The sequence below is a fragment of the Paenibacillus jamilae genome (genome assembly GCF_050482105.1).
Classification (GTDB): Bacteria; Bacillota; Bacilli; order Paenibacillales; family Paenibacillaceae; genus Paenibacillus; species Paenibacillus jamilae_B.
Map to the genome: position 1 here is coordinate 623,833 of NZ_JBCNHI010000020.1, position 24,286 is coordinate 648,118.

Genomic DNA, 24,286 nt, shown 5'->3' on the forward strand with positions numbered 1-24,286 from the left:
CTTCTATAGCTTGCTACGTCATAGATCTTGTCCTCCCCGCATACAATGTGGACAAACGGGCGGGAGGATGAAGGAATGATGAGTAGGGTGAAACGAGCAGTATGGGTGGTAGCCACTTTAGCCATCACACTGGTAATCGGTCAGTTTAGCGGAGTCCGGGACTACGCCAGTCAATTACGTAATGGAGGCGCTACAGGAGCCGATGTGCCTGAGGCTACACCTACGATGGCGACAGTAACTTTGCCTGATAATGCGCTTATGCAGCGTCTAAAGACAGAGGCATCGCGTCAGCGGAGGGAACCAGTCGATGCCAAGATTGACAGAGTGTGGAAGGCCATTCCAGGTTATAATGGACTAGAGGTAGATCTGGATGCTACCTATCGCAAAGCCATTGCAGCCCCGGATCGGCCTATTCAATATGTATATCGCCAATTGGCCCCTAAAATACATTTAAATCAACTGGGTAATGTCCCAATTTACAGAGGCAATCCTGAAAAACCAATGGTATCTTTCATGATCAATGTAGCATGGGGGAATGAGTTTATCGTGCCTATATTAAATACATTGGATCAGGAGAGGGTCAAGGCCACATTTTTTCTTGATGGGAGCTGGCTGAAGAAAAATCCTGAACTCGCCAAGGAAATTCAAAAAAGAGGGCATGAGCTTTCGAATCATGCTTACTCTCATCCGGATATGAGTCGTCTGAGCCGAGCTAGGGCCGTACAAGAAATCGAAAAGACGGAAGAGCTTCTTCAACAAACTTTAGGTGTCAAAAATACTTGGTTTGCCCCTCCATCGGGTGATTTTAATCAACAAACGGTAGATTTAGCGGCAGAACAGGGGCTCAAAACAGTGCTGTGGACATTGGACACCGTAGATTGGAAACATCCGTCACCGGAATCGGTGGTTCAAAAAATCAGTAGTAAGGTTGAGTCAGGCTCTCTGATATTGATGCACCCAACAGATTCCTCTGCTGCTGCTCTCAAAGGCATGATCCATGCCATTCGCAGTAAAGGACTTGTGCCCGGAACAGTCAGTCAGACCCTTTCCCCTGATCGGCAGCTGCCGGCTTCGGTTGAGTGAACGTCTTTTTTCTGTTAGGATTGAACATTATGGCTAAGTATGCAATTCAGTTTAGGAGGGCCAAGCGTGGAAAGAATTCAACTCAAAAACGGCCTAAGAGTGGTCATCGAAAAAATTCCAACCGTGCGTTCTGTTTCCTTCGGTATCTGGGTTAAGACGGGTTCCCGGAATGAAACACCGGACAATAGCGGTATTTCTCATTTCATTGAACACATGCTTTTCAAAGGAACAGAGCGTTTTAGTGCTAAGGAAATCGCTGAGCAATTCGACGCCATCGGAGGAAATGTTAATGCTTTCACTTCGAAGGAATATACGTGCTATTATGCGAAAGTGCTAGATGAGCATCTACCGATCGCAGTCGATGTACTGTCGGATATGTTTTTTAATTCCAAATTGGATCAGGAAGAGCTGGTAAGAGAGAAAAACGTGATTTTGGAGGAAATCTCCATGTACGAGGACACACCTGATGATATGGTGCACGATCTTGTATCTCGGGCGGCCTATGGTGAACATCCACTGGCTTATCCGATTCTCGGAACCGAAGGTCACCTGCTAGCTATGGACAGCTCACATCTCAGTCAATATATGAAGGAGCACTATACAATCGACAATACAGTTATCAGTGTGGCTGGTAATGTTGACGATCGTCTTATAGAACTGCTGGAGCAACATTTTGGACATTTCGATAATCATGGAGCTGTTTCGTCACTGACAGTACCTGCGTTTAACGGGAAGCTGCTTTACCACGAGAAAGCAACGGAGCAGAATCATATCTGTCTATCCCTGCCTGGATTTGCAATAGGTGACGATCTCCAGTATGCTATGGTTTTGCTGAATAACGCGATCGGTGGGGGCATGAGCTCACGTTTATTTCAAGAAATTCGTGAAAAACGCGGACTGGCTTATTCGGTCTATTCCTATCATAGCTCCCACGCAGATAGTGGTATGTTCACGATCTATGCAGGTACCGCTCCTAAGCAAACAAAGGATGTGCTCGATTTGACATTGGAGCTGTTACGAGATGTGGCTATCAACGGTTTGGACGCTAATGAGCTTCGTAAAGGCAAGGAGCAGTTAAAAGGAAGTCTGATCCTAAGCCTTGAGAGCACTGGTAGCCGGATGAACCGTCTTGGAAAAAATGAGTTAATGCTGGGTCAGCATTATACGCTGGATCAAATGATTGAACACATCGAACAAGTAACGGCTGATGATGTGAACAAAGTGCTGGATCGAATGTTTTCGGAGCCGTTTGCTCTGTCAATGGTCGGAGCGAGTGATTCAGCGGTTAAGGATATGAGGAGGGACTATTTTGTTAACTTACGTTGAAATTAACAGACTCGGGGGCAATGAAGATATTGAGCTACCCCGCAAAATGTCAGAGCTTGCATCCGGGTTTGACTTGTATGCAGCAGTACAGGAGGATTTGGTTCTGGAGCCTGGCAAACGGTGTCTCGTTCCAACTGGATTTGCAATAGCTATGCCTGCAGGTTTAGAGGCACAAATTCGTCCACGTAGCGGATTGGCTCTCAAGCATGGTATTACTTGTCTTAACACCCCTGGGACGATTGATGCAGATTATCGTGGGGAGATTAAGGTGCTCCTTATCAATTTAGGCGAGGAACCGTTCACCATTACGCGCAATGAGCGAATTGCACAAATGGTATTTCAGGTTGTCCCTGAGGTTGAGCTGAAACAAGTAGACCATTTGTCTGAAACCGTGCGTGGTGCTGGTGGGTTTGGTCATACAGGACGCTGAGTCTACGATGTACCTGCAAAACCTGCAAGCCAATGTAATGCAATTTTTTGCAAAAGCTTCAATATTACTCGTTTAAGAGTAAGCATATACATAAAAGTCGCCTTGTAGAAGGGCGGCTTTTTTTGTGTTTTTTCACCTCTCTCCGGGCATCTGCATAGAATAAAAGCAGATCGTGTCTCGGAAAGGAGTGATCCGGATGCTAACAGGAATGCGCATCGTTGTTTTGGGTGGCGATGCGAGGCAGCTTGAGGTAATCCGCAAATGTGTGGACATGGATGCTACCGTCACTATAGTCGGCTTTGACAAACTCGAAGTGCCACTTAATGGAGTCACACTAGAGCCTATGTCTGTCAAGCTGCTGGAATCGTCAGACGCACTGATACTGCCGGTGGTAGGATGCGATGAGGAAGGCAACGTGAATGCACTTTTCGGAGCACAAAAGCTCCAGTTTCTGAATGAGCATGCTGCTGCTCTACCACCGCATTGCGTTGTATATACAGGAATGGCGCGAGCGTACTTAAAAGAAATATGCACCAGACATGAATTGAAGCTGGTTGAGCTGCTGGAACGAGATGATGTGGCCATATACAATTCTATACCTACGGCTGAAGGCGCACTGATGATGGCAATTCAGCATACTGATTTTACGATTCATGGTGCAGATTGTATGGTTCTAGGCATGGGACGGACTGGATTTACCATGGCAAGGGCATTACAGGGATTGGGAGCCAAAGTGAAGGTTGGAGTACGGCGGGCAGAGGATGCAGCAAGAGCGGTGGAAATGGGCTGGAAGCCTTTTATGACAAGGGATTTAGCGAATGAGACAAAGGGCGTTGACTTGATTTTTAATACGATACCCTCTATGATTATCACAGCGCAGATCCTGTCTAAATTGCCACTGAGCACCGTGATTATAGATCTTGCTTCCGCCCCGGGCGGTTGTGATTTCCGATATGCGGAAAAGCGTGGAATTACGGCTATGCTTGCCCCCGGTCTTCCCGGAATTGTTGCTCCCAAAACTGCAGGTGCCATTATAGCGAATACGCTGGTGCAGTTGTTAATGGAAGATAATCCTGATCGGGGGGATGCACAATGAGTTGGCAAGGGAAAACGGTAGGTTATGCGATTACAGGCTCACATTGCACATTTGAAGAGGTAATGCCTGTAATAAAGCGCTTCGTGGATGAGGGTGCGAAGGTCGTTCCCATTATATCCAATACCGTACTAACAACGGATACTCGCTTCGGTAGTTCGCAAAGTTGGCAAAAACAGTTGAAAGATATAACAGGGAATGATATCATTTCTACAATTGTGGAGGCTGAGCCACTGGGGCTATCCCAAATGCTCGATGTGCTGGTGATTGCACCTTTGACGGGGAATTCGATGAGCAAGTTAGCAAATGCGATGACGGACAGTCCGGTTTTGATGGCTGCCAAGGCGCAATTACGCAACGGTCGTCCTCTTCTTTTAGCCATATCTACTAATGATGGACTTGGTCTAAATGCTGCTAATATCGCCAAGCTACTAGTAGCCAAAAACATCTTTTTTGTGCCGTTCGGACAGGACAATCCAATTAAAAAGCCGAACTCGCTTGTAGCCAATATGGAGCTTATTCCGGAGGCTGCCTATGAAGCATTACAGGGTAAGCAGATTCAGCCCATGATTGTGGAACGCAAGACCCCATGAAGTACTATAGTTAACTGCTGAGCATCCCTCGCCTAGAAGATGATTCGATAATGCATCGAGTCTAATTTCTTGTTGGCGGTGGATGCTTTCAGAATAAAAAATGGTTTTTTAGTCGAGAAGGGGAGATACACCAGATGAGCAATAGAAAGTTTAATGTAGCTGTCGTTGGAGCGACAGGCGCTGTAGGGGAACAGATCGTAAATCTGCTGGAAAAACGAGATTTTCCTGTGGACAAAGTCAAATTTCTTTCTTCGCCTCGTTCTGCCGGCACGTTAATTAGCTTTAAAGGTCAGCAGATTCCAGTAGAGATTGCTACCCCCGACAGCTTTGAAGGAATCGACATTGCTTTGTTTAGTGCAGGCGGAGATGTGAGTAAGGAACTGGCCCCGCATGCCGTTCGTCATGGGGCAGTTTGCATTGATAACACCAACGCATTCCGAATGGAACCGACAGCTCCTCTTGTAGTACCTGAGGTGAACAGCGACAAAATTGCCGAGCACCAGGGAATTATCGCTAACCCGAACTGCTCCACCATTCAGATGGTAGCTGCTTTGAAACCATTATATGATCAGTATGGCATTTCTCGTATCATAGTATCCACCTACCAGGCTGTATCCGGTGCTGGAAGCCGTGCTATTGATGAATTGAATCGTCAAAGCGCAGCAATTCTTAACGGTGATGAGGTTCAGCCAGATCTGCTGCCAGTAGGTTCGTTGCCAGTAAAACATCAGATTGCTTTCAATGCTATTCCGCAAATTGATAAATTCCAGGATAATGGTTACACACTGGAAGAAATGAAAATGGTACGCGAAACGAAAAAAATACTGGGTGACGATTCTGTAGACGTAACAGCAACATGTGTGCGTATTCCTGTTGTATACGGTCACTCGGAATCTGTCTATGTAGAGCTTAAAAAAGATTATGATCTCGAAGAAGTTCGTAATCTGCTGGCTTCCGCACCTGGAGTAACACTGGTAGACGATCCTGCTGCCCAGCTTTATCCGCTGGCATCCGAAGCGGCGGGAAAACCTGACGTGTTCGTAGGGCGTGTACGTCGTGATTTGGGCAATAGCCGTGGTTTGAATTTGTGGGTCGTATCCGACAATCTGCTCAAGGGAGCGGCATGGAACGCGGTGCAAATCGCGGAAATTATTGCTGCAAATGCGGAGTAACGTTCCTAAAGCAGGGAGTAATATGGGGGAAGAATAATGGGTATTTTGGTACAAAAATTTGGGGGAACCTCGCTATCCACGCCTGAAGCACGTCAACTTGTGCTGGCACATGTGAAGCGGGAACTGAAGCAAAATTTTCAATTGGTTGTTGTTGTGTCGGCCATGGGGAGGAAAGGAGAGCCTTATGCCACGGACACGCTGCTGGATTGGGCGGCATCTAACGGCGACAGTCTTCCGAAGCGCGAGCGCGATTTACTGCTGTGCTGTGGTGAAATCATTTCTGCCACTACGTTATGCAGCCTGATGGAGAAGGAAGGTATTCCTGCTACGGTGCTGACTGGAGCACAGGCAGGCTTTATTACGGATGATCAATATGGCAATGCTCGCATATTGGATATAAAGCCAGACCGAATTGTGGAAGAGCTGAACCAAGGCAGAGTTGTCATTGTGACAGGTTTTCAGGGACAAACTGCTGATGGTGATATGACTACGCTTGGTCGGGGAGGCAGCGATACGTCAGCTACGGCGCTGGGGGCTGCTCTACATGCGGATATGGTTGATATTTATACAGATGTGAATGGTATATTAACCGCTGATCCGCGTATTGTGGAAAATGCGAAGCCGCTTGCACATGTTAGCTATACAGAAATTTGTAATATGGCTCATCAGGGAGCCAAGGTGATCCATCCTCGTGCTGTTGAAATCGCCATGCAGGCGAATATTCCGGTACGGGTTCGCTCTACCTTCTCCGAAGGCGAGGGGACACTGGTTACCCATCCGGAAGGCTTTAAAGACGTGCAGGCAGATATCGTAGACCGCTTCGTGACTGGTATTGCGTATGTCGGCAATGTTACTCAAATTACAGTTGAATTAAAGTCGGGTTTGGAGCACTTGCAATTGCAAGTATTCAAATCTATGGCTGAACATGGAATCAGTGTCGATTTCATAAATGTAACTCCATCCGGAGCAGTTTATACCGTATTTGATAATGATGGAAGCAAAGCGGTTGAAGTACTTAACGGTTTGGGTCTAGAGCCTAGGATACTGGCCGGGTGTGCTAAAGTTTCGGTCATAGGCGGTGGTATCAACGGGGTACCAGGGATTATGGCGACAATTGTGGAGGCATTGACAGAATCAGACGTACAGATCCTTCAATCAGCAGATTCCAACACCACGATCTGGGTACTTGTTAAAAAAGAAGATATGGTGCAGGCTGTACGCGCATTGCATAATAAATTTGAACTCCATCAATAGGCGCATTGTCCGTGCTCGGACTTGCAAAAAAAGGAGGCAGCATGGTGAACTTCGGCAGATTGATTACCGCAATGGTGACACCTTTTGATCAGCAAGGAGAGATTGACTGGACTGCATTGTCCTCGTTGATTGATTACTTAATAGAAGAACAGCATTCAGAGTCACTTGTTGTATCTGGAACAACAGGGGAGTCTCCTACCCTGAGCGATGATGAAAAAATTAAGTTGTTTGCATTTGTTGTAGAAAAAGCAGCTGGGCGATGTAAAATTATTGCCGGAACGGGAAGCAATAATACACGTCATTCCATCCATCTCACCCGTGCTGCGGAGCAGGCGGGAGCAGACGGTGTGCTGCTGGTAGTGCCATATTATAATAAACCGAATCAGGAAGGGATGTACCAGCATTTCAAAAGCATAGCAAACTCCACATCCCTCCCAGCTATACTGTATAATGTTCCAAGTCGTACTGGCGCGAGCCTAACAGCTGAAACGACGCTGCGGCTTGCACAAATTCCGAACATTGTAGGAACCAAAGAATGTGCATCACTTGCACAGGTTACGCAGATTGCAGCAGCAGCACCGGAAGGTTTTCTGGTTTATTCCGGGGATGATGCCTCTGGACTGCCTGCTATGGCTGTAGGTGCTTATGGCATTATCAGCGTAGCGAGTCACGTGGTAGGTGCAGAAATGAAGCGGATGATGGATTCATTTGTAGGAGGACACGCGCAGGAGGCAGCAAAACTGCATCAGCAGTTGTTCCCAATTTTTAAGGGTATGTTCGGCTGTCCACATCCTTTGCCTAATCCGGTGGCTGTAAAGTATGCTTTGGAATTACGGGGGATTAAGGTAGGTTCAGTTCGGTTACCGCTTATCCCACCTACCGAAGATGAAGCAGCGTTTATTAAGAATTTATTTACCCGCTAAAAAGAAATAGACAACTGTGTTGATGAATACAAGGAGCACCCTTGTTAAAGGCAGTCAGTAGGTTTAACACCGACTGGGTTAATGCCTTACAGGGTCTTCCGGCATGAAGGGCGTTCTTATAGAACGTCCTTTTTGCTATGCTGATAACCAGCTATGTAGACAAAATGACATATACTTATGGTTTGAGAAGGCAATGGGAAACCTAGCGTAACAAACAGGATGACTTGTTTTTTCGTATTTTAATCATGTATAATGGGGTCAAGTGACTGGGTGCGGTATTTTTTTGAAAATTAAATAAACAAATCAAGGTACGACGTCCAACTACCATAGGAGGTTTAGATTCATTTGTCTAAAAAAACAAACAACGATAAATTGATGATTTTCGCTTTGGGCGGCGTCGGTGAAATCGGGAAAAATATGTATGTCGTACAATACGGCAATGACATTGTCGTGGTGGATTCCGGTCTGAAATTCCCGGAAGAGGACATGCTTGGCATTGATATCGTTATTCCTGATATTTCCTACCTTACAGAGAACCGCGACAAAGTAAGAGGCATTGTGCTGACTCATGGTCACGAGGACCATATCGGCGGTTTGCCTTACGTGCTGAAACATTTGAATGTACCTGTATATGGTACCAAATTGACGCTGGGACTGGTGGAAAACAAGCTGAAGGAAGCGAATTTGCTTGGTGAAACCAAACGTATTTTGATCAATGCTGATTCCGAAATCAAGCTGGGCTCCACATTGAAAGTAACTTTCTTCAAAACCAACCATAGTATTCCTGATTCCGTAGGTGTTTGCATTGATACTCCTGAAGGCGCTGTTGTTCATACAGGAGACTTCAAATTTGATCATACTCCGGTGAACGGACAATATGCAGATTTGCAGCGTATGGCTGAAATTGGCACACGTGGCGTACTGGCTCTTTTGTCAGACAGTACCAATGCCGAAAAACCGGGCTTTACACCTTCGGAAAAAAGCGTTGGTATTGTGCTGGAAGATATTTTCCGCAAGTCAAGACAGCGTGTGGTCGTAGCCACTTTTGCTTCGAACGTACATCGCATTCAGCAAGTTATTAATGCTGCTGAAGCAACCGGACGTAAAGTAACAGTGATTGGTCGAAGCATGGTTAATGTCGTAGGTATTGCTTCTGATTTGGGCTACTTGGAAATTCCAGATGGAATGTTGATTGAGCCTGAAGAAGTTGGCAAAATGTCAGCGGATCGCGTAGTTATTCTCTGCACAGGTAGTCAAGGCGAACCGATGTCCGCTTTGACACGAATGGCTCGTTCTACTCATCGTAAAGTAGATATTCTTCCAGGGGATTCAGTAATCATCGCAGCTACTCCGGTTCCAGGTAACGAAAAATATGTTGGACGCACTATTGACGAGCTGTTCCGTCTGGGTGCCAATGTATACTACAGCGCAGCTAATCCTGGTATCCACGTTTCTGGACACGGCAGTCAGGAAGAACTCAAGTTGATGCTGAATCTGATGAAACCAAAATACTTCTTGCCAATTCACGGTGAGTTCAGAATGCAACGTCGTCACGCTCTTCTTGCTGAAGGAGTAGGTATCGAGCCTGAAAATATCTTTATCACAGATATCGGTGAAGTCATTGAAATTCAGAATGGCGGAGCACGCAGAGCTGGTAAAGTTACAGCAGGTAACGTACTGATCGATGGACTAGGCGTAGGAGATGTAGGAAATATCGTGTTGCGTGACCGCAAATTGTTGTCACAGGACGGTATTTTGGTAGTGGTTGTCACACTGAGTAAGCAAGACGGCACGATTAAGTCGGGCCCAGATATTATTTCCCGTGGTTTCGTGTACGTTCGTGAATCAGAAGGCTTGCTGGATGAAGCAAATCGTATTGTTTCAAGTACATTGCATAAGCTCATGAGTGAAAATGTAAATGAATGGGCTTCCCTCAAGACGAATGTCAAGGATGCACTGGGTCGCTTCTTGTATGAGCAAACTCGTCGCAGACCGATGATTCTGCCAATTATAATGGAAGTGTGATTCAATTGAAATATGTTCGAAAACTTGAATTAAAAACTTAAGTCACAGGCACACAGTCGCCTCTCTTCCCGCAGGAAATATTGGACGGTTTCCGCGGGGAGAGAGGCTTTTTTTGGTTTTGGGGTGAAGGAAAGGCATGGAGGCGAGTATAAAATATTCCATTTTAATCCCATACTATAGGGTGAACACGGGGCACATAGATGCGCAAAGCGAAAGGAAGATGACCCATATGGAATATTACAGCAACATATCTTCTGGCAACGAGGAAACGGAAGCGCCAGATCAACCAGAGGTTGGACAAAGACCCGTCTTGCCTGCAATGGAGGCTTTACAGCAGTTGGGTCAAACCTCCATGCCCGGAAGCGAGTCCAATATTTTTTGTATGACGATTATCGGTCAGATTGAAGGACATCTCATCTTACCGCCTCAAAACAAAACAACAAAGTATGAGCACATTATTCCGCAGTTGGTAGCGGCAGAGCAAAACCCACGTATCGAAGGATTAATGATTTTGCTGAATACAGTTGGTGGTGATGTAGAGGCAGGACTGGCTATTGCAGAGATGATTGCATCGATGAGTAAACCAACAGTGACCATTGTTATAGGAGGTGGACATAGCATCGGTGTGCCGATTGCTGTATCTTCTACGTATTCTTATATTGCCGAGAGTGCGACGATGACTATTCATCCAATTCGTATGAGCGGCCTGGTCATCGGAGTCCCACAGACTTTTGAATATATGGAAAAAATGCAGGAGCGTGTTGTACGATTCGTCGTTTCTCATTCTCGCATTACAGAAGAGCGGTTTAAGGAACTGATGTTCAAAACTGGTGAATTAAATCGCGACATTGGTACAGCGGTTGGAGGAATCGATGCAGTAAAATACGGTTTGATGGATGCGGTTGGTGGTATAGGAGAGGCGCTGAAACAGTTGAATACCATCATTGAGACGCGTCGTCAGCAAAACGTTATGACAGGGACTCCACAGCAGCCCCCCTATGCACCTTTTTCGCCCAATGCCACAGGCACCCCTACAGGAACCCTTTCAAGTGAGCACAGCAAGGAGCTGCCCCAATGACACTATATACTGTAATGCCAATGGAATTGGTATGGGAAGGTATGTGGAAGGAGGTGGAGGAGCTTGTAGAGGTGCGGGTAGATGGTCTGCTTATGCAGGTACAGCCGCTTGAAAGTCGCCGGGGAATCATTGTAAGGCTCCTGGACTGTCCATTGGAAGCCTACCTCAATCCTCGCTATGGACCAGGTCGAGTTATCGAGTGGTCATAGAAGCTGTCGAATAGTACAAAATCAGGTCATTTGCTGCTGAAAAAGAACATATGTGCGGATAGCGAGTGACGTGGTATAATATTCTTCTGGGGGGTGACCTTGTATGTCCAGAAGAAGAAAAAGAAAAAAGAAAGCCATATTTGGTGGAGTTCTAAAATACGAAATTTACGGCATTGTGCTGATTACATTGGCGGTCATTGCGTTGTCGGGTGAAGCGGCGGTCGGTCGGTCACTATCCAAGATGTTTGGACTTGTATTGGGGAAATTTTATTTTGTGATCCCCCTAATTGGCATTTATTATGGTCTGATGGTGATGATTCACCGCAAGTGGCCGAATCAGTGGAACTCGCGAAAGACGGGTTTGCTGTTGTTGGTATTTGCCTTTACACTTATGAGTTCTATTTCATCCATGGAGCAGCGTTTGGGGCCGATCAACGCGCTTCAGCCGGGCGGAGTGATGAGCCAGATACATATAGATATGCGTGAGCAGTTGCTGTCGCCTGATCAGCAGGGCCATACCTCGATGCTGAATAAGGATATTAGCGGGGGCTACGTTGGCGCATTACAGCTTACCGTTCTGTTGTGGCTGTTTGGTCTTACAGGAGCTAAGCTGATCATGATTGTCATGTTTGTCATTTGTTTTATGCTAATGACCCAACTGTCTTATGTGGATTTAGTGCGGATTGTAAAAACCAAGCTGCTAACAGCTGGGGGAAGCGTGCGAAAAAAATGGACTGGGAAAGCGACTCCACTTTCTGCATCTAGCAAAGGTAGTGGAAGTAGAAGACCCAAAGCCGAGCCTATTCCTGCCTATGAGGAGGATATGGATGATGACTTTGACGAGATGCAGCCTCCAGCACGCAAGCAGCCAATTTTCTTTCAGTTGTTTGGCCTTAAAAATACAGATAAGGCGGACAAGGAAGAGCTACCTGCCCGTGCGGATGAGGATGAGCAAGATCTCTTATATGAAGCTGATAATATGCAGCCCCAATGGAGAAGCGGCCACGAGGAAGAAGATCTGTCTGAATTGGTCGAGCAACCTGAGCAGGAAGCTTCAATTCCAGTAAAAAGATCGCCAATTATTAGAGATTTCTTCGAGCAAGTGAAAAATGAAGAAAGAAGATCAGGGGCTGGACCTGAAGAGTCCCTAACAGGGGGAGAACTGAACGATTCCATTATTGATGAACCACTGGATCATAATTTTGCGGATGCCGATTCCAATAAGGATATAAATGATTCGGCAACGGTTCAAGAGACAGCAGAAGAAGCTCAGGGACAGGCACAGACGATTGCAAATGAGGGGACAGGCGAAGAGGCTGAAGGTACCGGTGTAGTTACACCGGCTCCACCGCCACCTAAGCCGTACAAGCTCCCATCGTTTCGTTTGCTTGCCAAACCGCAAAATGCAGGCAAAGGTATGGGGCAGAAGGATTATATGCAGACAGCACGCAAGCTGGAGGCAACGCTGGAGAGTTTTGGTGTTCGGGCGAAGGTGCTGGAGGTTGTGCGTGGCCCAGCCGTCACACGCTATGAAATTCAGCCGGATATTGGCGTGAAGGTAAGCCGGATTGTAAGTCTAACGGATGACATTGCGCTTGCGCTTGCTGCAAAGGATATTCGTATGGAGGCACCTATACCTGGCAAATCCGCCATAGGAATAGAAGTTCCAAATAATGAAGTTTCTATCGTAACCATGCGTGAGGTCATGGAGACGACAGTTTTTCAGGAATCGGTTTCCAATTTATCAATTGCATTCGGACGTGATATTGCAGGACAAACGATTGTCGGTAATTTAGCCAAGATGCCCCATCTGCTTGTAGCTGGAGCTACGGGTTCAGGTAAATCAGTGTGTATCAATGGGATCATCACGAGTATTTTGTACAAAGCGAAGCCGGATGAGGTCAAATTTTTGATGGTCGATCCCAAGATGGTGGAATTAAACGTGTACAACGGAATCCCCCATTTGTTGGCTCCGGTCGTGACTGATCCAAAGCGTGCCTCACTGGCGTTGAAGAAAATTGTAGTGGAAATGGAAAAAAGATACGAGTTGTTTTCCAAATCAGGTACCCGTAATATTGAGGGTTACAACAATCTGATGAAAGATAACCCGGATGCATTTCTGCCTTACATTGTCGTTATTGTGGACGAGCTGGCAGACTTAATGATGGTTGCTGCAGGAGATGTGGAGGATGCCATAGCGCGACTTGCCCAAATGGCACGTGCAGCAGGCATCCACCTTATTATTGCAACACAAAGACCTTCGGTCGATGTAATTACTGGGGTTATTAAAGCCAATATTCCTTCACGTATTGCCTTCGGCGTTTCCTCGCAGGTGGATTCCCGCACCATACTGGATATGGGCGGAGCTGAGAAACTGCTAGGACGTGGTGACATGCTGTTCATGCCGATGGGAGCTTCCAAACCAGTTCGCGTTCAGGGAGCGTTTATGAGTGATCAGGAAGTGGAGAACATCGTTAACTATGTACGTGAACAGGGCGAAGCGCAATATGATGAAACGCTAGTGCCTGAGGTGGAAGAGGTATCCACTGATGGGGATGAAATGCTGGATGAGCTGTATGATCAGGCTGTCAACATCATTTTAGAGGCTAAACAAGCCTCCGTTTCGCTCCTTCAGCGTCGTATGCGGATCGGTTATACACGTGCTGCCCGACTGATTGACTCCATGGAAGCTCGCGGAGTTATAGGCCCTTACGAGGGAAGTAAGCCCCGTGAGGTACTTATCTCAATGGAGCAATATCAGCAGAATAAAGTTAGCTCCTGAGCACTATCTTTATCAGCATTTCAATAAAACGCTGTTTGTGCGCATGATGGTTGTTTAAATATGACAACCCATGCACGCGAATAGCGTTTTTTTGTGATTTTTTATGAGGTGTGGTACTGCCTGCTGAAAGAAGATTAAAAGGGTGAATAGCTTCTAGTGGAGCTTGTCATAATAAACGTAGCCATCCTGTTAATCCCACAAAAGAAAGGTAGAGCACAACATATGAAAAAGACAATGGTCTGGATTTGCACGGGTATCCTCGCAGCCTCGGCTATTACGTACTCAGGACTTTCTAAACATGACTCTGCGCAGCAACAAGCAAAGTCGCTGAGCACGCAGCAGAAAGTACAAGCGGCACAGCCTGTTCAGCCCACATTCAGCTCAGAAGCGGTTGATTTTGGTTCCTATGGTCAGGATGTATATGAGCTGCAATCACGATTAAAGTTGTTGGGTTTTTTTGGCGGGGAAGTGGACAGCAATTTTGGAAGCAGTACACTGAAGGCTGTCAAGGGTTTTCAAAAGGAGTTTGGTATCAACCCCGATGGAGTGGTCGGTGCGAAAACCAAATTAAAGCTGGTGAATGCTACTCCACATTGGAAGCCAACGGAAACGCCTAAGCATCGTAACAATCAAGGTTCCGATCAGGGACAGACAGCGAACAGATCAGATCAAAATGCTGAAACGATGGGATCGGCCAACACCATGGGACTATCTGAAAACGATCTTAAAATCATGGCGAATGCGGTCTACGGTGAATCCCGCGGTGAGCCGTTTGAAGGGCAAGTTGCCGTGGCGGCTGTTATTTTGAACAGGGTTAAGTCGCCCAGTTTTCCAAACACACCGTCTGGGGTGATTTTTCAGCCGGGGGCTTTCACTGCTGTAGCAGACGGCCAAATCTGGCTCACGCCGAATGAGACCGCACAAAAGGCGGTACGTCAAGCTCTGAACGGCTGGGACCCAAGTGGAGGATGTCTCTATTATTTTAACCCTAAAACAGCTACCTCCAAATGGATTTGGTCCCGTCCGCAGGTGAAAACCATCGGAGAACATATTTTCTGCATGTAAAACGCCGAAGCAGCCGGGAGCTTGTCTCCGGTTGCTTCTTGGCTTTTGCATGGTTAGAATAAAGATTGGTACACTTTACCTCTTTACAGGAAAAAGATGTACAGCAGCTATTGCTAATCAAAGGCTTGACGCAAATTGACGTCACAAAGGAGTTTTGGACTTGAACAAAACAGGTTTCGAGCGTGGCACACGCAGACAACTGAGGATTCATGTACTGCCGACCAAGCGCTTTAAGACGTTCGCCATATCATTGTATGTAGGTACTCCACTACGTGAGGAAACCGTAACTCGTGTGGGACTGGTACCTTTCGTTCTGCGACGGGGTACAGAATCGTATCCGCAGACTACACAATTTAGAGAGCAATTAGAGCAATTGTATGGTGCTGGTTTTGGATTCGATGTATATAAACGTGGAGATTATCAGATCGTGCAATTTCGCATGGATACGATTAATGACAGTTTTGTAAGCAGTCCAGATAGTTTACTGGATCGTTCTTTTGCTTTCTTGGGAGAAGTTCTGACGAAGCCTGCATTGGAAAACGGCGCATTTCAAACTGGATATGTGCAGCAGGAACGAGAAAATGTGCGTAAAAAGCTGGAATCAATAGTTAACGATAAAATACGTTATGCTGGGGAGCGCTGCTTGGAGGAGATGTGCAAGGATGAGCCTTATCGTCTGCATCCTCTTGGTCAACGATCTGATCTGGACAGCATAAATGCACAGAATTTGTATGAGGCTTATGGAGACTGGCTGAATAATGCCAGCATGGATTTATACGTCGTGGGAGATACCACGCTGGAAGAAGTTGAAAAGTTTGTTGATCGCTATTTTCAATTAAACCGCTCGACGGAAGCGGGATATGTACCTGAACAGCCCAAATCGGTAGAACGTGATGTACAGACCATAGTAGAGCGTCTTGATGTAAACCAAGGCAAGCTCAACATGGGGCTACGTACCCCTATTACGTATGGCGATGAACGTTATGCTTCCGCATTAATGTACAATGGCATTCTGGGTGGATATCCGCATTCAAAGCTGTTTGTCAATGTGAGGGAAAAGGAGAGTTTGGCGTATTACGCTTCGTCACGCTATGACGGGCATAAAGGCATTGGTACAATACAATCCGGTATCGAAATTCCTAATTATGAAAAAGCGGTTACTATTATCCGCAAGCAACTGGAAGATACGCAAAATGGAGCGATTACCGAGCTGGAAATGACCCAAACGCAGGCGATGATACGCAATTTGCTAAAGGAAATGCAGGACTCCGCTTTTGAGATGATTGCCTATGATTTTAACAGACAGCTTTCCGGCAAAGAGCGGACGGTAGAGGAGCTGCTGAGCCAGGTGGAGGCAGTTAAGGTGCAGGATGTTCAGAATGCCGCCCGGACGTTCCGACTGGACACTATTTATTTCTTGAGAGACCAGAAGGGGGAATAGCGTTGGAGCATATATCATATGAGCACTTGCAGGAGACGCTGTACTATGAAGTAATGGATAATGGCTTACACGTTTATGTTTTGCCCAAACCGGGCTTTCAGAAGACGTATGCCACATTTGCAACTAAATATGGATCGGTTGATAATCATTTCCGTGTAGAAGGTCAACAGCCCGTCAAGGTGCCGGATGGCATAGCCCATTTTTTGGAGCATAAAATGTTTGAAGAGCCTGAAGGTGATATTTTTGCTACCTTTTCCTCTAATGGAGCATCGGCGAACGCATTTACAAGCTTTGATCAGACCGTATATCTGTTTTCGGCAACCGAACGCATTCAAGAAAATTTGACCACGCTAGTCAATTTTGTTCAACATCCTTACTTTACAGATGAGAATGTGGAGAAGGAAAAAGGTATTATAGGCCAGGAAATCAATATGTATGAAGATAATCCCGACTGGCGGAGTTACTTTGGTCTGATTGAGGCCTTGTACAAGGTCCATCCGGTGCATATCGATATCGCAGGTACTATCCAATCCATCAGTACGATTACCAAGGAAACACTATACAGTTGCTATGAAGCTTTCTACCATCCGAGTAATATGATTCTTTTTGTAGTGGGTGGAGTGGACCCAGCCGAAGTAATGGAATTGGTACGTAATAATCAGGCGAAAAAGGATTATAAGCCGCAGGGAGAGATCGAGCGGATTTTCGATGATGAACCCACAACGGTTGCAGAACTGCGTCGTGAAGTAAAGCTGGCTGTTTCTTTGCCAAAGTTGCTTTTTGGATTCAAGGAGGCTGAAGTAGGTCTAACGGGAGAAGCATTGCTACGTCATGATCTGGAAACCAAGCTAATGCTTGATCTCTTGTTTGGCTCCAGCACACAGCTTTATCAAAAGCTCTACGATGAGGATCTGATTTCGGACAGTTTTGGCCATGAGTACAACAGTACGCAACAGTATGCATTTTCTGCGATTGGTGGGGATACCAAAGACCCTGATCGGCTGTTGGCTAGGATAAGAGAAGAGGTAGAGTCTATTCAGAAGCAGGGTTTTACAGCAGAACATTTTGAACGAGCGCGCAAAAAGAAGATCGGCGGTTATCTACGCACACTCAATTCTCCCGAAAATATTGCGCATGAGTTTACAAGACATCGCTTCCGGGGCAGTGATTTTTTTCAATTGCTTCCGGTTTATGAAAGCATCACGCTTGAGGATGTAAACCGCCGTCTGCAAGATCATATACAGTGGGATCAGATGGCAATATCGCTGGTGGTGAGTCCGTAATGTCCAGGGAGAGGGAACCGATAACCACCGAGGGCGGAGAATCTAAGGCTATTGGCGATACGACCGTGCTGATTACAGGAGCAAGTGGTGGTATTGGTGCAGCTATTGCCGAGCGTTTTGCAGCAGTAGGGATGAATGTGGTCATTCACTACATGAAGTCCCATGAAAAAGCAAATGAAGTTGCCCGTCGTTGCATGACTTATTCAGGCAAGGTAATGACTGTCTCAGCCGATCTGCGGAATAAGGAGCAGATTGAACGCATGCGGGAAAAGCTGGATAATCATGGAATGAAGCCGGATATTCTAGTGAATAATGCTGGATTATCTCATTATGGGTTACTTACAGACGTTTCGGAAGAGGAATGGGATGAAGTGATGGCCGTAAATGTTAAGGGAACCTTTTTGTGCACGCAGGTTTTTATGCCGCATATGATTTCCCAACGCTATGGCCGTATTGTGAATGTTTCATCCGTATGGGGCATATGTGGAGCCTCCTGCGAGGTATTGTATTCCACTACCAAGGGAGGCATTAACGCCTTCACTAAGGCGCTGGCTCAAGAAGTAGCGCCTTCTGGAGTGACAGTGAATGCTGTGGCTCCAGGGGCGGTAGATACGTCGATGTTGGATCATTTGGATGATGGCGAAATTACCAGTTTAGAAGAAGAAATCCCTGCTGGACGATTGGCTCGACCTGATGAAATATCGTCCCTGGTTTATTTTCTTGCACTTCCAGAGTCAGGTTATATTAATGGCCAGGTCATAAGTCCTAACGGAGGATGGGTGACTTAAGAGAACAGCGCTTGGTGGAATTCACCAGTATAGTAAGCGTCTGTGAAGAGCATATTACAACTGTTGATTTTAAATCTGAATCATCTAAGGAGGATTTAAGTATGTCAACAGTTGTTCAGAATTTTGATGTTTGGAAGAAGTTCCTCGGTCAGCGTGTAGAGCAAGCGGAGAAGCTGGGAATCAGCCAAGACACCATTGCGGAGCTTGCTTACGAAATTGGTGACTTTCTGGATGAGAAGGTCGATCCAGCCAACCACTCTAACCGTGCACTGAAAGAACTGTGGGGAGTTGCCGATGAGGACGAGCGTCACACCATCGCCCGGCTAATGGTAAAATTGGCCAAAAGCAACGCATAAGATAGGAACCAACATGAAAAGCTCCCTTTTTTGGGGGGCTTTTCTGTAATGGTTACAGAGCTGTTCTTGTAATTCCATTGTAATTTATATATCATAAACGTGATTGAGGCTCACAACACAATATAGCCTATCGAGTTTCAATATTTGGTTTTGTCGAATGATGCTATCTTATGTTACAATAATGCTTTGATTTGGCATTGTTGACGGTTTGAATGTGAATGAGGTGCTAACGTGACGGAAGAGACGAAACAGTGGTACATGGAATACAAGATACATAAAAATCGACCCGGACTGCTGGGGGACATTGCTTCCATGCTTGGTATTCTGGGGGTTAATATACTGACGATTAACGGTGTTGAAGGCGAAAGACGGGGAATGCTTCTCGAAACGGACGATGACGAGAAAATACGCATTCTTGGAGATACGTTAAAAAAAGCCAGCAACATTACAGTCACGGCCTTACGTGCTCCGAGACTGGTCGATATATTGGCAGTTAGACATGGCCGTTACATTGATCGGGATTCGGATGACCGTAAAACTTTCCGCTTTACACGCGATGAGCTTGGGTTGCTGGTCGATTTTTTGGGTGAAGTATTAAAGAGGGATGGCAATCAGGTAATTGGTCTTCGAGGAATGCCGCGTGTGGGTAAAACGGAGTCCATTATTGCAAGTAGTGTATGTGCAATGAAACGATGGACTTTTGTGTCGTCGACGTTATTACGACAGACGGTGCGCAGCCAGCTTTCTGAGGAAGAAATGAATCCCAACAATGTGTTTATTATTGATGGCATTGTGAGTACAATTCGATCAAATGAAAGACATTATCACCTGCTTCAGGAAATTATGAGTATGCCGAGCACCAAAGTGATTGAGCATCCTGATGTATTTGTGCGTGAATCGGGATACAGCTTTGACGATTTTAATATCATTATTGAACTTCGCAATAATCCGGCTGAGGAAATTATTTATGACACCTTTACAGCCAGTTATACAGAAGATCTTTAAATAAGTGTAATTACACAAGGAGATGATGACATGTCAGAACTGGGTCAGCAATTAAAGGAGGCCCGGCTGCAAAAAGGATTGAGCCTTGACGATGTTCAGGAAATGACGAAGATACGCAAACGTTATCTGGAAGCCATTGAGACGGGCGATTACAAAGTGCTGCCGGGAAGCTTTTATGTCAGAGCTTTTATTAAAACATACGCCGAAACGGTCGGGTTGAATCCCGATGAGCTTCTGGAAGGGCATCAAAGCAATGTGCCTGAACCTGAACCGGAAGCAGTCATGGAGCCTGTTACACAAAAACGCTCCAGCCGTCCCGCGACGATTGGTAATCTTAAGTGGTTGCCTACAGCGTTAATGTGGCTTTTTCTAGTTCTCATTGTTGGGGTTATTTATGCTTATTGGGTGAGTAATAACCATTCCACTCCAAAAACAGCAGAAAACACAACGCCGATTACGACACCAAGCACAACACCAAATACAACACCAAATACAACACCAAATACAACACCAAATACATCTACTCCAAACACGACTACCCAGCCTAATAACGGCCAGACGACGACTCCAAATGGTGCTGGCGGACAGACCCCTGATACAGGGAAAACCGGGGAAACCCAGCCAGGTGGTACGGGAACTACGGATGCGACGAACCCAAATTCTGGTCAGCAGCCTGATACGACTACACCAGTGCAGGGAGTAACTGTGGCCCAGGATGGTAAGCAAGGCAAAACGACGATCTTCAAAGTCTCCAGCGCAACGGGGGCCACAGTCAAGGTTGACATTAAAGCAACGGGCGAAAGCTGGCTTGAGGTGTATAAGGGACAAAATTCCCGTGGAGAAAAGCTGAGCTACGGTATGACTAAAAGTGGAGATGCCATGTCTTTTGATATTGGTCCGGAAGGTTTATATATTAAATCAGGGCGGTCTTCTGCCACGGATATTTCCGTTGCCGGCCAACCGATAACTGATAATAAATCGACGACTCGCGTACTGATACAGCAAGGAGAAGCATCTTCGACTGGAGCGAGTGCTGGGGTGACGGGCTCATCTCCGGATTCTACAACAAATAGTAGCACGGATGCTGCACAAAGTGGGACAGATTCTAATACAACTACCAACGGTGAATAAATGCCTTATAGCGAGGAGATACTAATGACTGTAATTCTCGGGAAGTCAGTCATTTTATTTTCCGCAAAGTGAGGTGTATACGTTATGACCGTCAGCTGGATTGTGACTGGGCTCGGAATAATTGTCAGTTTACTGGGCTATTATCTAACACCGAATGCATGGGGCTATGGCATATTAGGCTTTGGTCTTGCTCACATTGTGCTTGGAATTTTGGATATGTTTAGAAATCCAACACGAAGTCACTATTAGATTGTTAAACTGCAATTGTAATACAAGGCGTTTTTGTCGGGGAACTGGCAAGAACGCTTTTTTAGTGAACGGATTATTGGATTTTTGTAAATGACTAGCCTATAATTAGATATTGAACTTTGTTGTGGAAAGGAAAGTGAAACGATGGCTTCAGAAAATTCATTTGATATCGTCTCCAAAATGGATATGCAGGAGTTAACAAATGCGGTTCATCAGACGGAGCGTGAAATTGAAACTCGATTTGATTTCAAGGGAAGCAAAAGTAGCCTCAAGCTTGAGAAAGATGCTCTTACGATTGCATCGGAAGATGAATACAAGCTGAATGCAGTGATTGATATTTTACAATCAAAAATGGTCAAACGAGGTTTATCCCTTAAAAATGTGGAATTCGGAAAATTGGAACCAGCTTCTTTGGGTTCAGTGCGTCAGCGTCTTTCTCTTAAGCAGGGAATTGATCAGGATAACGCCAAAAAAATTAATATCCTTATTCGGGATTCCAAGCTAAAAGTAAAAAGTCAGATTCAAGGTGATCAAATTCGTGTAACTGGAAAAAACAGGGATGATTTACAAGCCATTATCCAACTACTGCGAAAAGCTGATCTGCCATTGGAACTTCAATTTACAAACATGAAATAAGCTGTTTTCTCTCATAGATTTTGCAGGAATAAACGTTGCTTGATGTGCAGCAGGTTATTTTGACATGCGTTTTGCGCCATATTATACTTGTAACGAAAATGCAGACAATTGAGGTGTATAACGCTCGTCGAAAGCGATTTACATAGGATTGAATTCAATCCGAAAGCTGCTGCCATTTGTAATCAAGTACGATAATCAGGGGAGAGTGTGTTGTGAATTTACCCAACAGAATTACAATAACGCGGATTTGCCTTATCCCGGTGATGATGCTGGCTTTGCTGGTGGATTTTGATTTTTATCCGCCGCCGATTGAGATCGGTGCTTTCAAGTTGCCGTATAATCAACTGATTGCGGCTATCATTTTCCTTGTGGCAGCCAGCACAGATGGCCTTGACGGATATTTGGCTCGTAAAAATAATATGGTCACCAATTTAGGCAAGCTTCTGGACCCCCTTGCTGATAAGTTGTTGGTAACCGCTATTTTGGTTTCATTGGTAGAAATGGGAAAAATTGATTCCTGGATTGTCGTTGTAATTGTCAGTCGTGAGTTTGCAGTTACGGGCCTAAGGCAGATCGCCTTATTGGATGGCTCTGTGGTTGCTGCAAGCAATTGGGGGAAATTAAAGACGATCATCCAGATTGTTGCTATTGTAGCGCTGCTTATTAATAATTTCCCGTTTGTTTTTCTGGGTATTCCGTTTGATTTAATAGCAATATGGGCAGCGGTATTAATTACCATTTATTCGGGTATTGATTACTTTGTAAAGAATATCCATTTGCTGAGCTCCTCTAAAGTTTAACAGGATAAATCTTATGGAAACAGCAATAGGGAATTAACTTATTGCTGTTTCTTTACATAATTCCCACAATATACGCACCATAGGAGGACGAATTGATGAAGGCTGAAATTATTGCAGTAGGAACAGAGTTGTTGCTTGGGCAAATAGTGAATACCAATGCACAATATTTGTCACAAGAGCTGGCTACAATCGGAATTGATGTATATTTTCAGACTGTAGTGGGCGATAACATGGATCGACTTCAGGAAGCGGTACGACTTGCCCAGAAGCGTGCAGATATCATTTTATTTTCTGGCGGGCTGGGACCAACCCAGGATGATTTGACAAAAGATGCAATAGCGGCTGTACTGGGACGAAAATTGCAAATAGATCGTCTGGCCATGGATAAGCTGGATCAGTTTTTCCGTAACCGTGGGGTAGAAATGACCGAGAATAACCGCCGGCAGGCACTTTCTATTGAAGGAGCCACTCCGCTTGAGAATGAGACAGGTTTAGCTATAGGGGATGCCATTGCACAGGACGGTAAATTTTATGTGGTCCTGCCCGGACCGCCTAAGGAACTTAAACCTATGTTTGCGAATCATGCTAAACCATGGTTGCTTCAGCAGGCACTGAGCGGTGATGAGATGCCGATTTATTCGAAAATGCTAAAATTTGCAGGGATCGGTGAGTCAGCTCTTGAAACCCGCTTGTTAGATCTGATTCAATCCCAGACGGACCCCACGATTGCTCCTTATGCCAAGGAAGGCGAAGTCACAATCCGTATATCCACCAAGGCGGCCAGTGAAAGTGAAGCTTTAATTAAGCTTACAGCTACGGAAGTACAAATTCAGCAGCGTCTTTCCGAATATATGTATGCAAGTGAGGATGTTACGCTGGAGAAGGTTATCGTAGATCTAATGTCCAAACGCGGACTCACTGTGAGTGCGGCAGAAAGCTGTACAGGTGGTATGCTGATGGAACATATCACTTCCATTCCTGGCAGTGCTGTTATGTTTCAAGGCGGCATCGTGTGTTATTCTAATGAAATGAAAATGAAGTTGCTTAATGTGCCTTATGACTATTTGGAGGGGGAACATGCGCCAGGCGCAGTGAGTAAGGAAGTAGCTCTTGTGCTTGCAGAGCAGGCAAGAATGATTATGGACAGCGATTTTGGACTTTCAGTTACTGGTGTAGCAGGACCTGGATATTCCGAGCGGAAGCCAGTCGGCCTGGTGTATATTGGTATTGCTGAGCGTGACAAGGAAACAGAGGTATACGAGCTGAATTTAAGCGGTAACCGTGAGACCATCCGTTTGCGATCCGTCAAAGCCATTCTGTACAGATTGTGGCGCCGATTGGTAGAGAACGAGAAACTCTCTTAATTATCGGTGAGTTGTTTTAGATTGATATTCATGATATAATCTTCTTATCGGAAGAACCGTTGCAAAGCTTTTTGCCAGCGGTTCTTTTTTCGTTTTAAGAGATCGCTATAATTATAGAAAAGGCTGCAGGAAACAAAAAAACGAATGTATGTTCGAAAAAATGCTTGGCAAGCGTGTCAAAACAAGGTATTATTAAAGTA

23 protein-coding genes are annotated in these 24,286 nt (G+C 45.5%); all 23 read left to right on the forward strand.

All coding sequences use genetic code 11. The annotated features are described in order from the left end of the window. Positions 1-75 precede the first annotated feature (75 nt). The 23 genes from ABEW32_RS21835 (at position 76) to ABEW32_RS21945 (ending at position 24,086) form a co-directional block, all read left to right on the forward strand. Positions 76-1,083 carry a polysaccharide deacetylase family protein gene (locus ABEW32_RS21835; RefSeq protein WP_430191693.1) on the forward strand — a complete coding sequence of 336 codons (1,008 nt, stop codon included), beginning with the start codon at positions 76-78 and terminating at the stop codon, positions 1,081-1,083. A gap of 66 nt (positions 1,084-1,149) precedes the next feature. Beyond that, complete coding sequence (locus tag ABEW32_RS21840; RefSeq protein WP_430191695.1) at positions 1,150-2,409, forward strand: M16 family metallopeptidase; 1,260 nt, start codon at positions 1,150-1,152, stop codon at positions 2,407-2,409. Continuing rightward, on the forward strand, positions 2,393-2,839 hold the full coding sequence (gene dut, locus ABEW32_RS21845) for a dUTP diphosphatase (RefSeq protein ID WP_013370731.1): 447 nt from the start codon (positions 2,393-2,395) through the stop codon (positions 2,837-2,839). Before ABEW32_RS21840 ends, dut begins: the two co-directional genes overlap by 17 nt. Positions 2,840-3,035: 196 nt before the next feature. Continuing rightward, a complete protein-coding gene (gene dpsA / locus ABEW32_RS21850) occupies positions 3,036-3,935 on the forward strand; it encodes a dipicolinate synthase subunit DpsA (protein ID WP_430191697.1) in 900 nt (299 codons plus the stop codon). Further along, positions 3,932-4,525: a dipicolinate synthase subunit B gene (locus tag ABEW32_RS21855; protein ID WP_430191699.1), complete on the forward strand. Its 594-nt coding sequence runs from the start codon at positions 3,932-3,934 to the stop codon at positions 4,523-4,525. The genes dpsA and ABEW32_RS21855 overlap by 4 nt, the downstream gene beginning before the upstream one ends. 134 nt (positions 4,526-4,659) lie before the next feature. Continuing rightward, the gene (locus ABEW32_RS21860; protein WP_430191701.1) at positions 4,660-5,697 is read left to right on the forward strand and encodes an aspartate-semialdehyde dehydrogenase; all 1,038 of its coding nucleotides are present in this window, start codon (positions 4,660-4,662) and stop codon (positions 5,695-5,697) included. Between the two features lie 36 nt (positions 5,698-5,733). After that, positions 5,734-6,951, forward strand: coding sequence for an aspartate kinase (dapG, locus tag ABEW32_RS21865; protein ID WP_430191703.1), 1,218 nt, complete (start codon positions 5,734-5,736; stop codon positions 6,949-6,951). A gap of 41 nt (positions 6,952-6,992) precedes the next feature. After that, a complete protein-coding gene (gene dapA / locus ABEW32_RS21870) occupies positions 6,993-7,874 on the forward strand; it encodes a 4-hydroxy-tetrahydrodipicolinate synthase (protein WP_430191705.1) in 882 nt (293 codons plus the stop codon). Between the two features lie 345 nt (positions 7,875-8,219). Beyond that, positions 8,220-9,899, forward strand: coding sequence for a ribonuclease J (locus tag ABEW32_RS21875; RefSeq protein ID WP_430191707.1), 1,680 nt, complete (start codon positions 8,220-8,222; stop codon positions 9,897-9,899). 229 nt (positions 9,900-10,128) lie between these two features. Continuing rightward, positions 10,129-10,977, forward strand: coding sequence for a ClpP family protease (locus tag ABEW32_RS21880; RefSeq protein ID WP_430191709.1), 849 nt, complete (start codon positions 10,129-10,131; stop codon positions 10,975-10,977). Beyond that, complete coding sequence (locus ABEW32_RS21885) at positions 10,974-11,186, forward strand: YlzJ-like family protein (RefSeq protein ID WP_430191711.1); 213 nt, start codon at positions 10,974-10,976, stop codon at positions 11,184-11,186. Before ABEW32_RS21880 ends, ABEW32_RS21885 begins: the two co-directional genes overlap by 4 nt. A 103-nt stretch (positions 11,187-11,289) precedes the next feature. After that, positions 11,290-13,968 (forward strand): FtsK/SpoIIIE family DNA translocase, encoded by a 2,679-nt coding sequence (locus tag ABEW32_RS21890; protein WP_430191713.1) that lies wholly within the window; start codon positions 11,290-11,292, stop codon positions 13,966-13,968. A 222-nt stretch (positions 13,969-14,190) separates the two neighbouring features. Next, positions 14,191-15,033, forward strand: a complete 843-nt coding sequence (gene sleB, locus ABEW32_RS21895) for a spore cortex-lytic enzyme (RefSeq protein WP_430191715.1) — start codon at positions 14,191-14,193, stop codon at positions 15,031-15,033. 160 nt (positions 15,034-15,193) lie between these two features. Further along, the gene (gene yfmF, locus ABEW32_RS21900) at positions 15,194-16,474 is read left to right on the forward strand and encodes an EF-P 5-aminopentanol modification-associated protein YfmF (protein WP_430191717.1); all 1,281 of its coding nucleotides are present in this window, start codon (positions 15,194-15,196) and stop codon (positions 16,472-16,474) included. 2 nt (positions 16,475-16,476) lie between these two features. Then, positions 16,477-17,757: an EF-P 5-aminopentanol modification-associated protein YfmH gene (yfmH, locus tag ABEW32_RS21905; protein ID WP_430191719.1), complete on the forward strand. Its 1,281-nt coding sequence runs from the start codon at positions 16,477-16,479 to the stop codon at positions 17,755-17,757. Then, positions 17,757-18,545 carry an elongation factor P 5-aminopentanone reductase gene (gene ymfI / locus ABEW32_RS21910; protein WP_430191721.1) on the forward strand — a complete coding sequence of 263 codons (789 nt, stop codon included), beginning with the start codon at positions 17,757-17,759 and terminating at the stop codon, positions 18,543-18,545. The genes yfmH and ymfI overlap by 1 nt, the downstream gene beginning before the upstream one ends. A gap of 101 nt (positions 18,546-18,646) precedes the next feature. Beyond that, the gene (locus ABEW32_RS21915) at positions 18,647-18,901 is read left to right on the forward strand and encodes a DUF3243 domain-containing protein (RefSeq protein WP_016821001.1); all 255 of its coding nucleotides are present in this window, start codon (positions 18,647-18,649) and stop codon (positions 18,899-18,901) included. Positions 18,902-19,159: 258 nt separating this feature from the next. Further along, positions 19,160-19,906: a DUF3388 domain-containing protein gene (locus tag ABEW32_RS21920; protein WP_034095171.1), complete on the forward strand. Its 747-nt coding sequence runs from the start codon at positions 19,160-19,162 to the stop codon at positions 19,904-19,906. 30 nt (positions 19,907-19,936) lie between these two features. Further along, positions 19,937-21,037 carry a helix-turn-helix domain-containing protein gene (locus ABEW32_RS21925; protein WP_430191725.1) on the forward strand — a complete coding sequence of 367 codons (1,101 nt, stop codon included), beginning with the start codon at positions 19,937-19,939 and terminating at the stop codon, positions 21,035-21,037. Positions 21,038-21,121: 84 nt separating this feature from the next. After that, the gene (locus ABEW32_RS21930) at positions 21,122-21,286 is read left to right on the forward strand and encodes a hypothetical protein (RefSeq protein WP_013370749.1); all 165 of its coding nucleotides are present in this window, start codon (positions 21,122-21,124) and stop codon (positions 21,284-21,286) included. A gap of 144 nt (positions 21,287-21,430) precedes the next feature. Next, a complete protein-coding gene (locus ABEW32_RS21935) occupies positions 21,431-21,922 on the forward strand; it encodes a YajQ family cyclic di-GMP-binding protein (RefSeq protein WP_013370750.1) in 492 nt (163 codons plus the stop codon). A 212-nt stretch (positions 21,923-22,134) separates the two neighbouring features. Next, a complete protein-coding gene (pgsA, locus tag ABEW32_RS21940; RefSeq protein WP_013309954.1) occupies positions 22,135-22,722 on the forward strand; it encodes a CDP-diacylglycerol--glycerol-3-phosphate 3-phosphatidyltransferase in 588 nt (195 codons plus the stop codon). 95 nt (positions 22,723-22,817) lie between these two features. Further along, positions 22,818-24,086, forward strand: a complete 1,269-nt coding sequence (locus ABEW32_RS21945) for a competence/damage-inducible protein A (protein WP_430191727.1) — start codon at positions 22,818-22,820, stop codon at positions 24,084-24,086. Positions 24,087-24,286 lie beyond the last annotated feature (200 nt).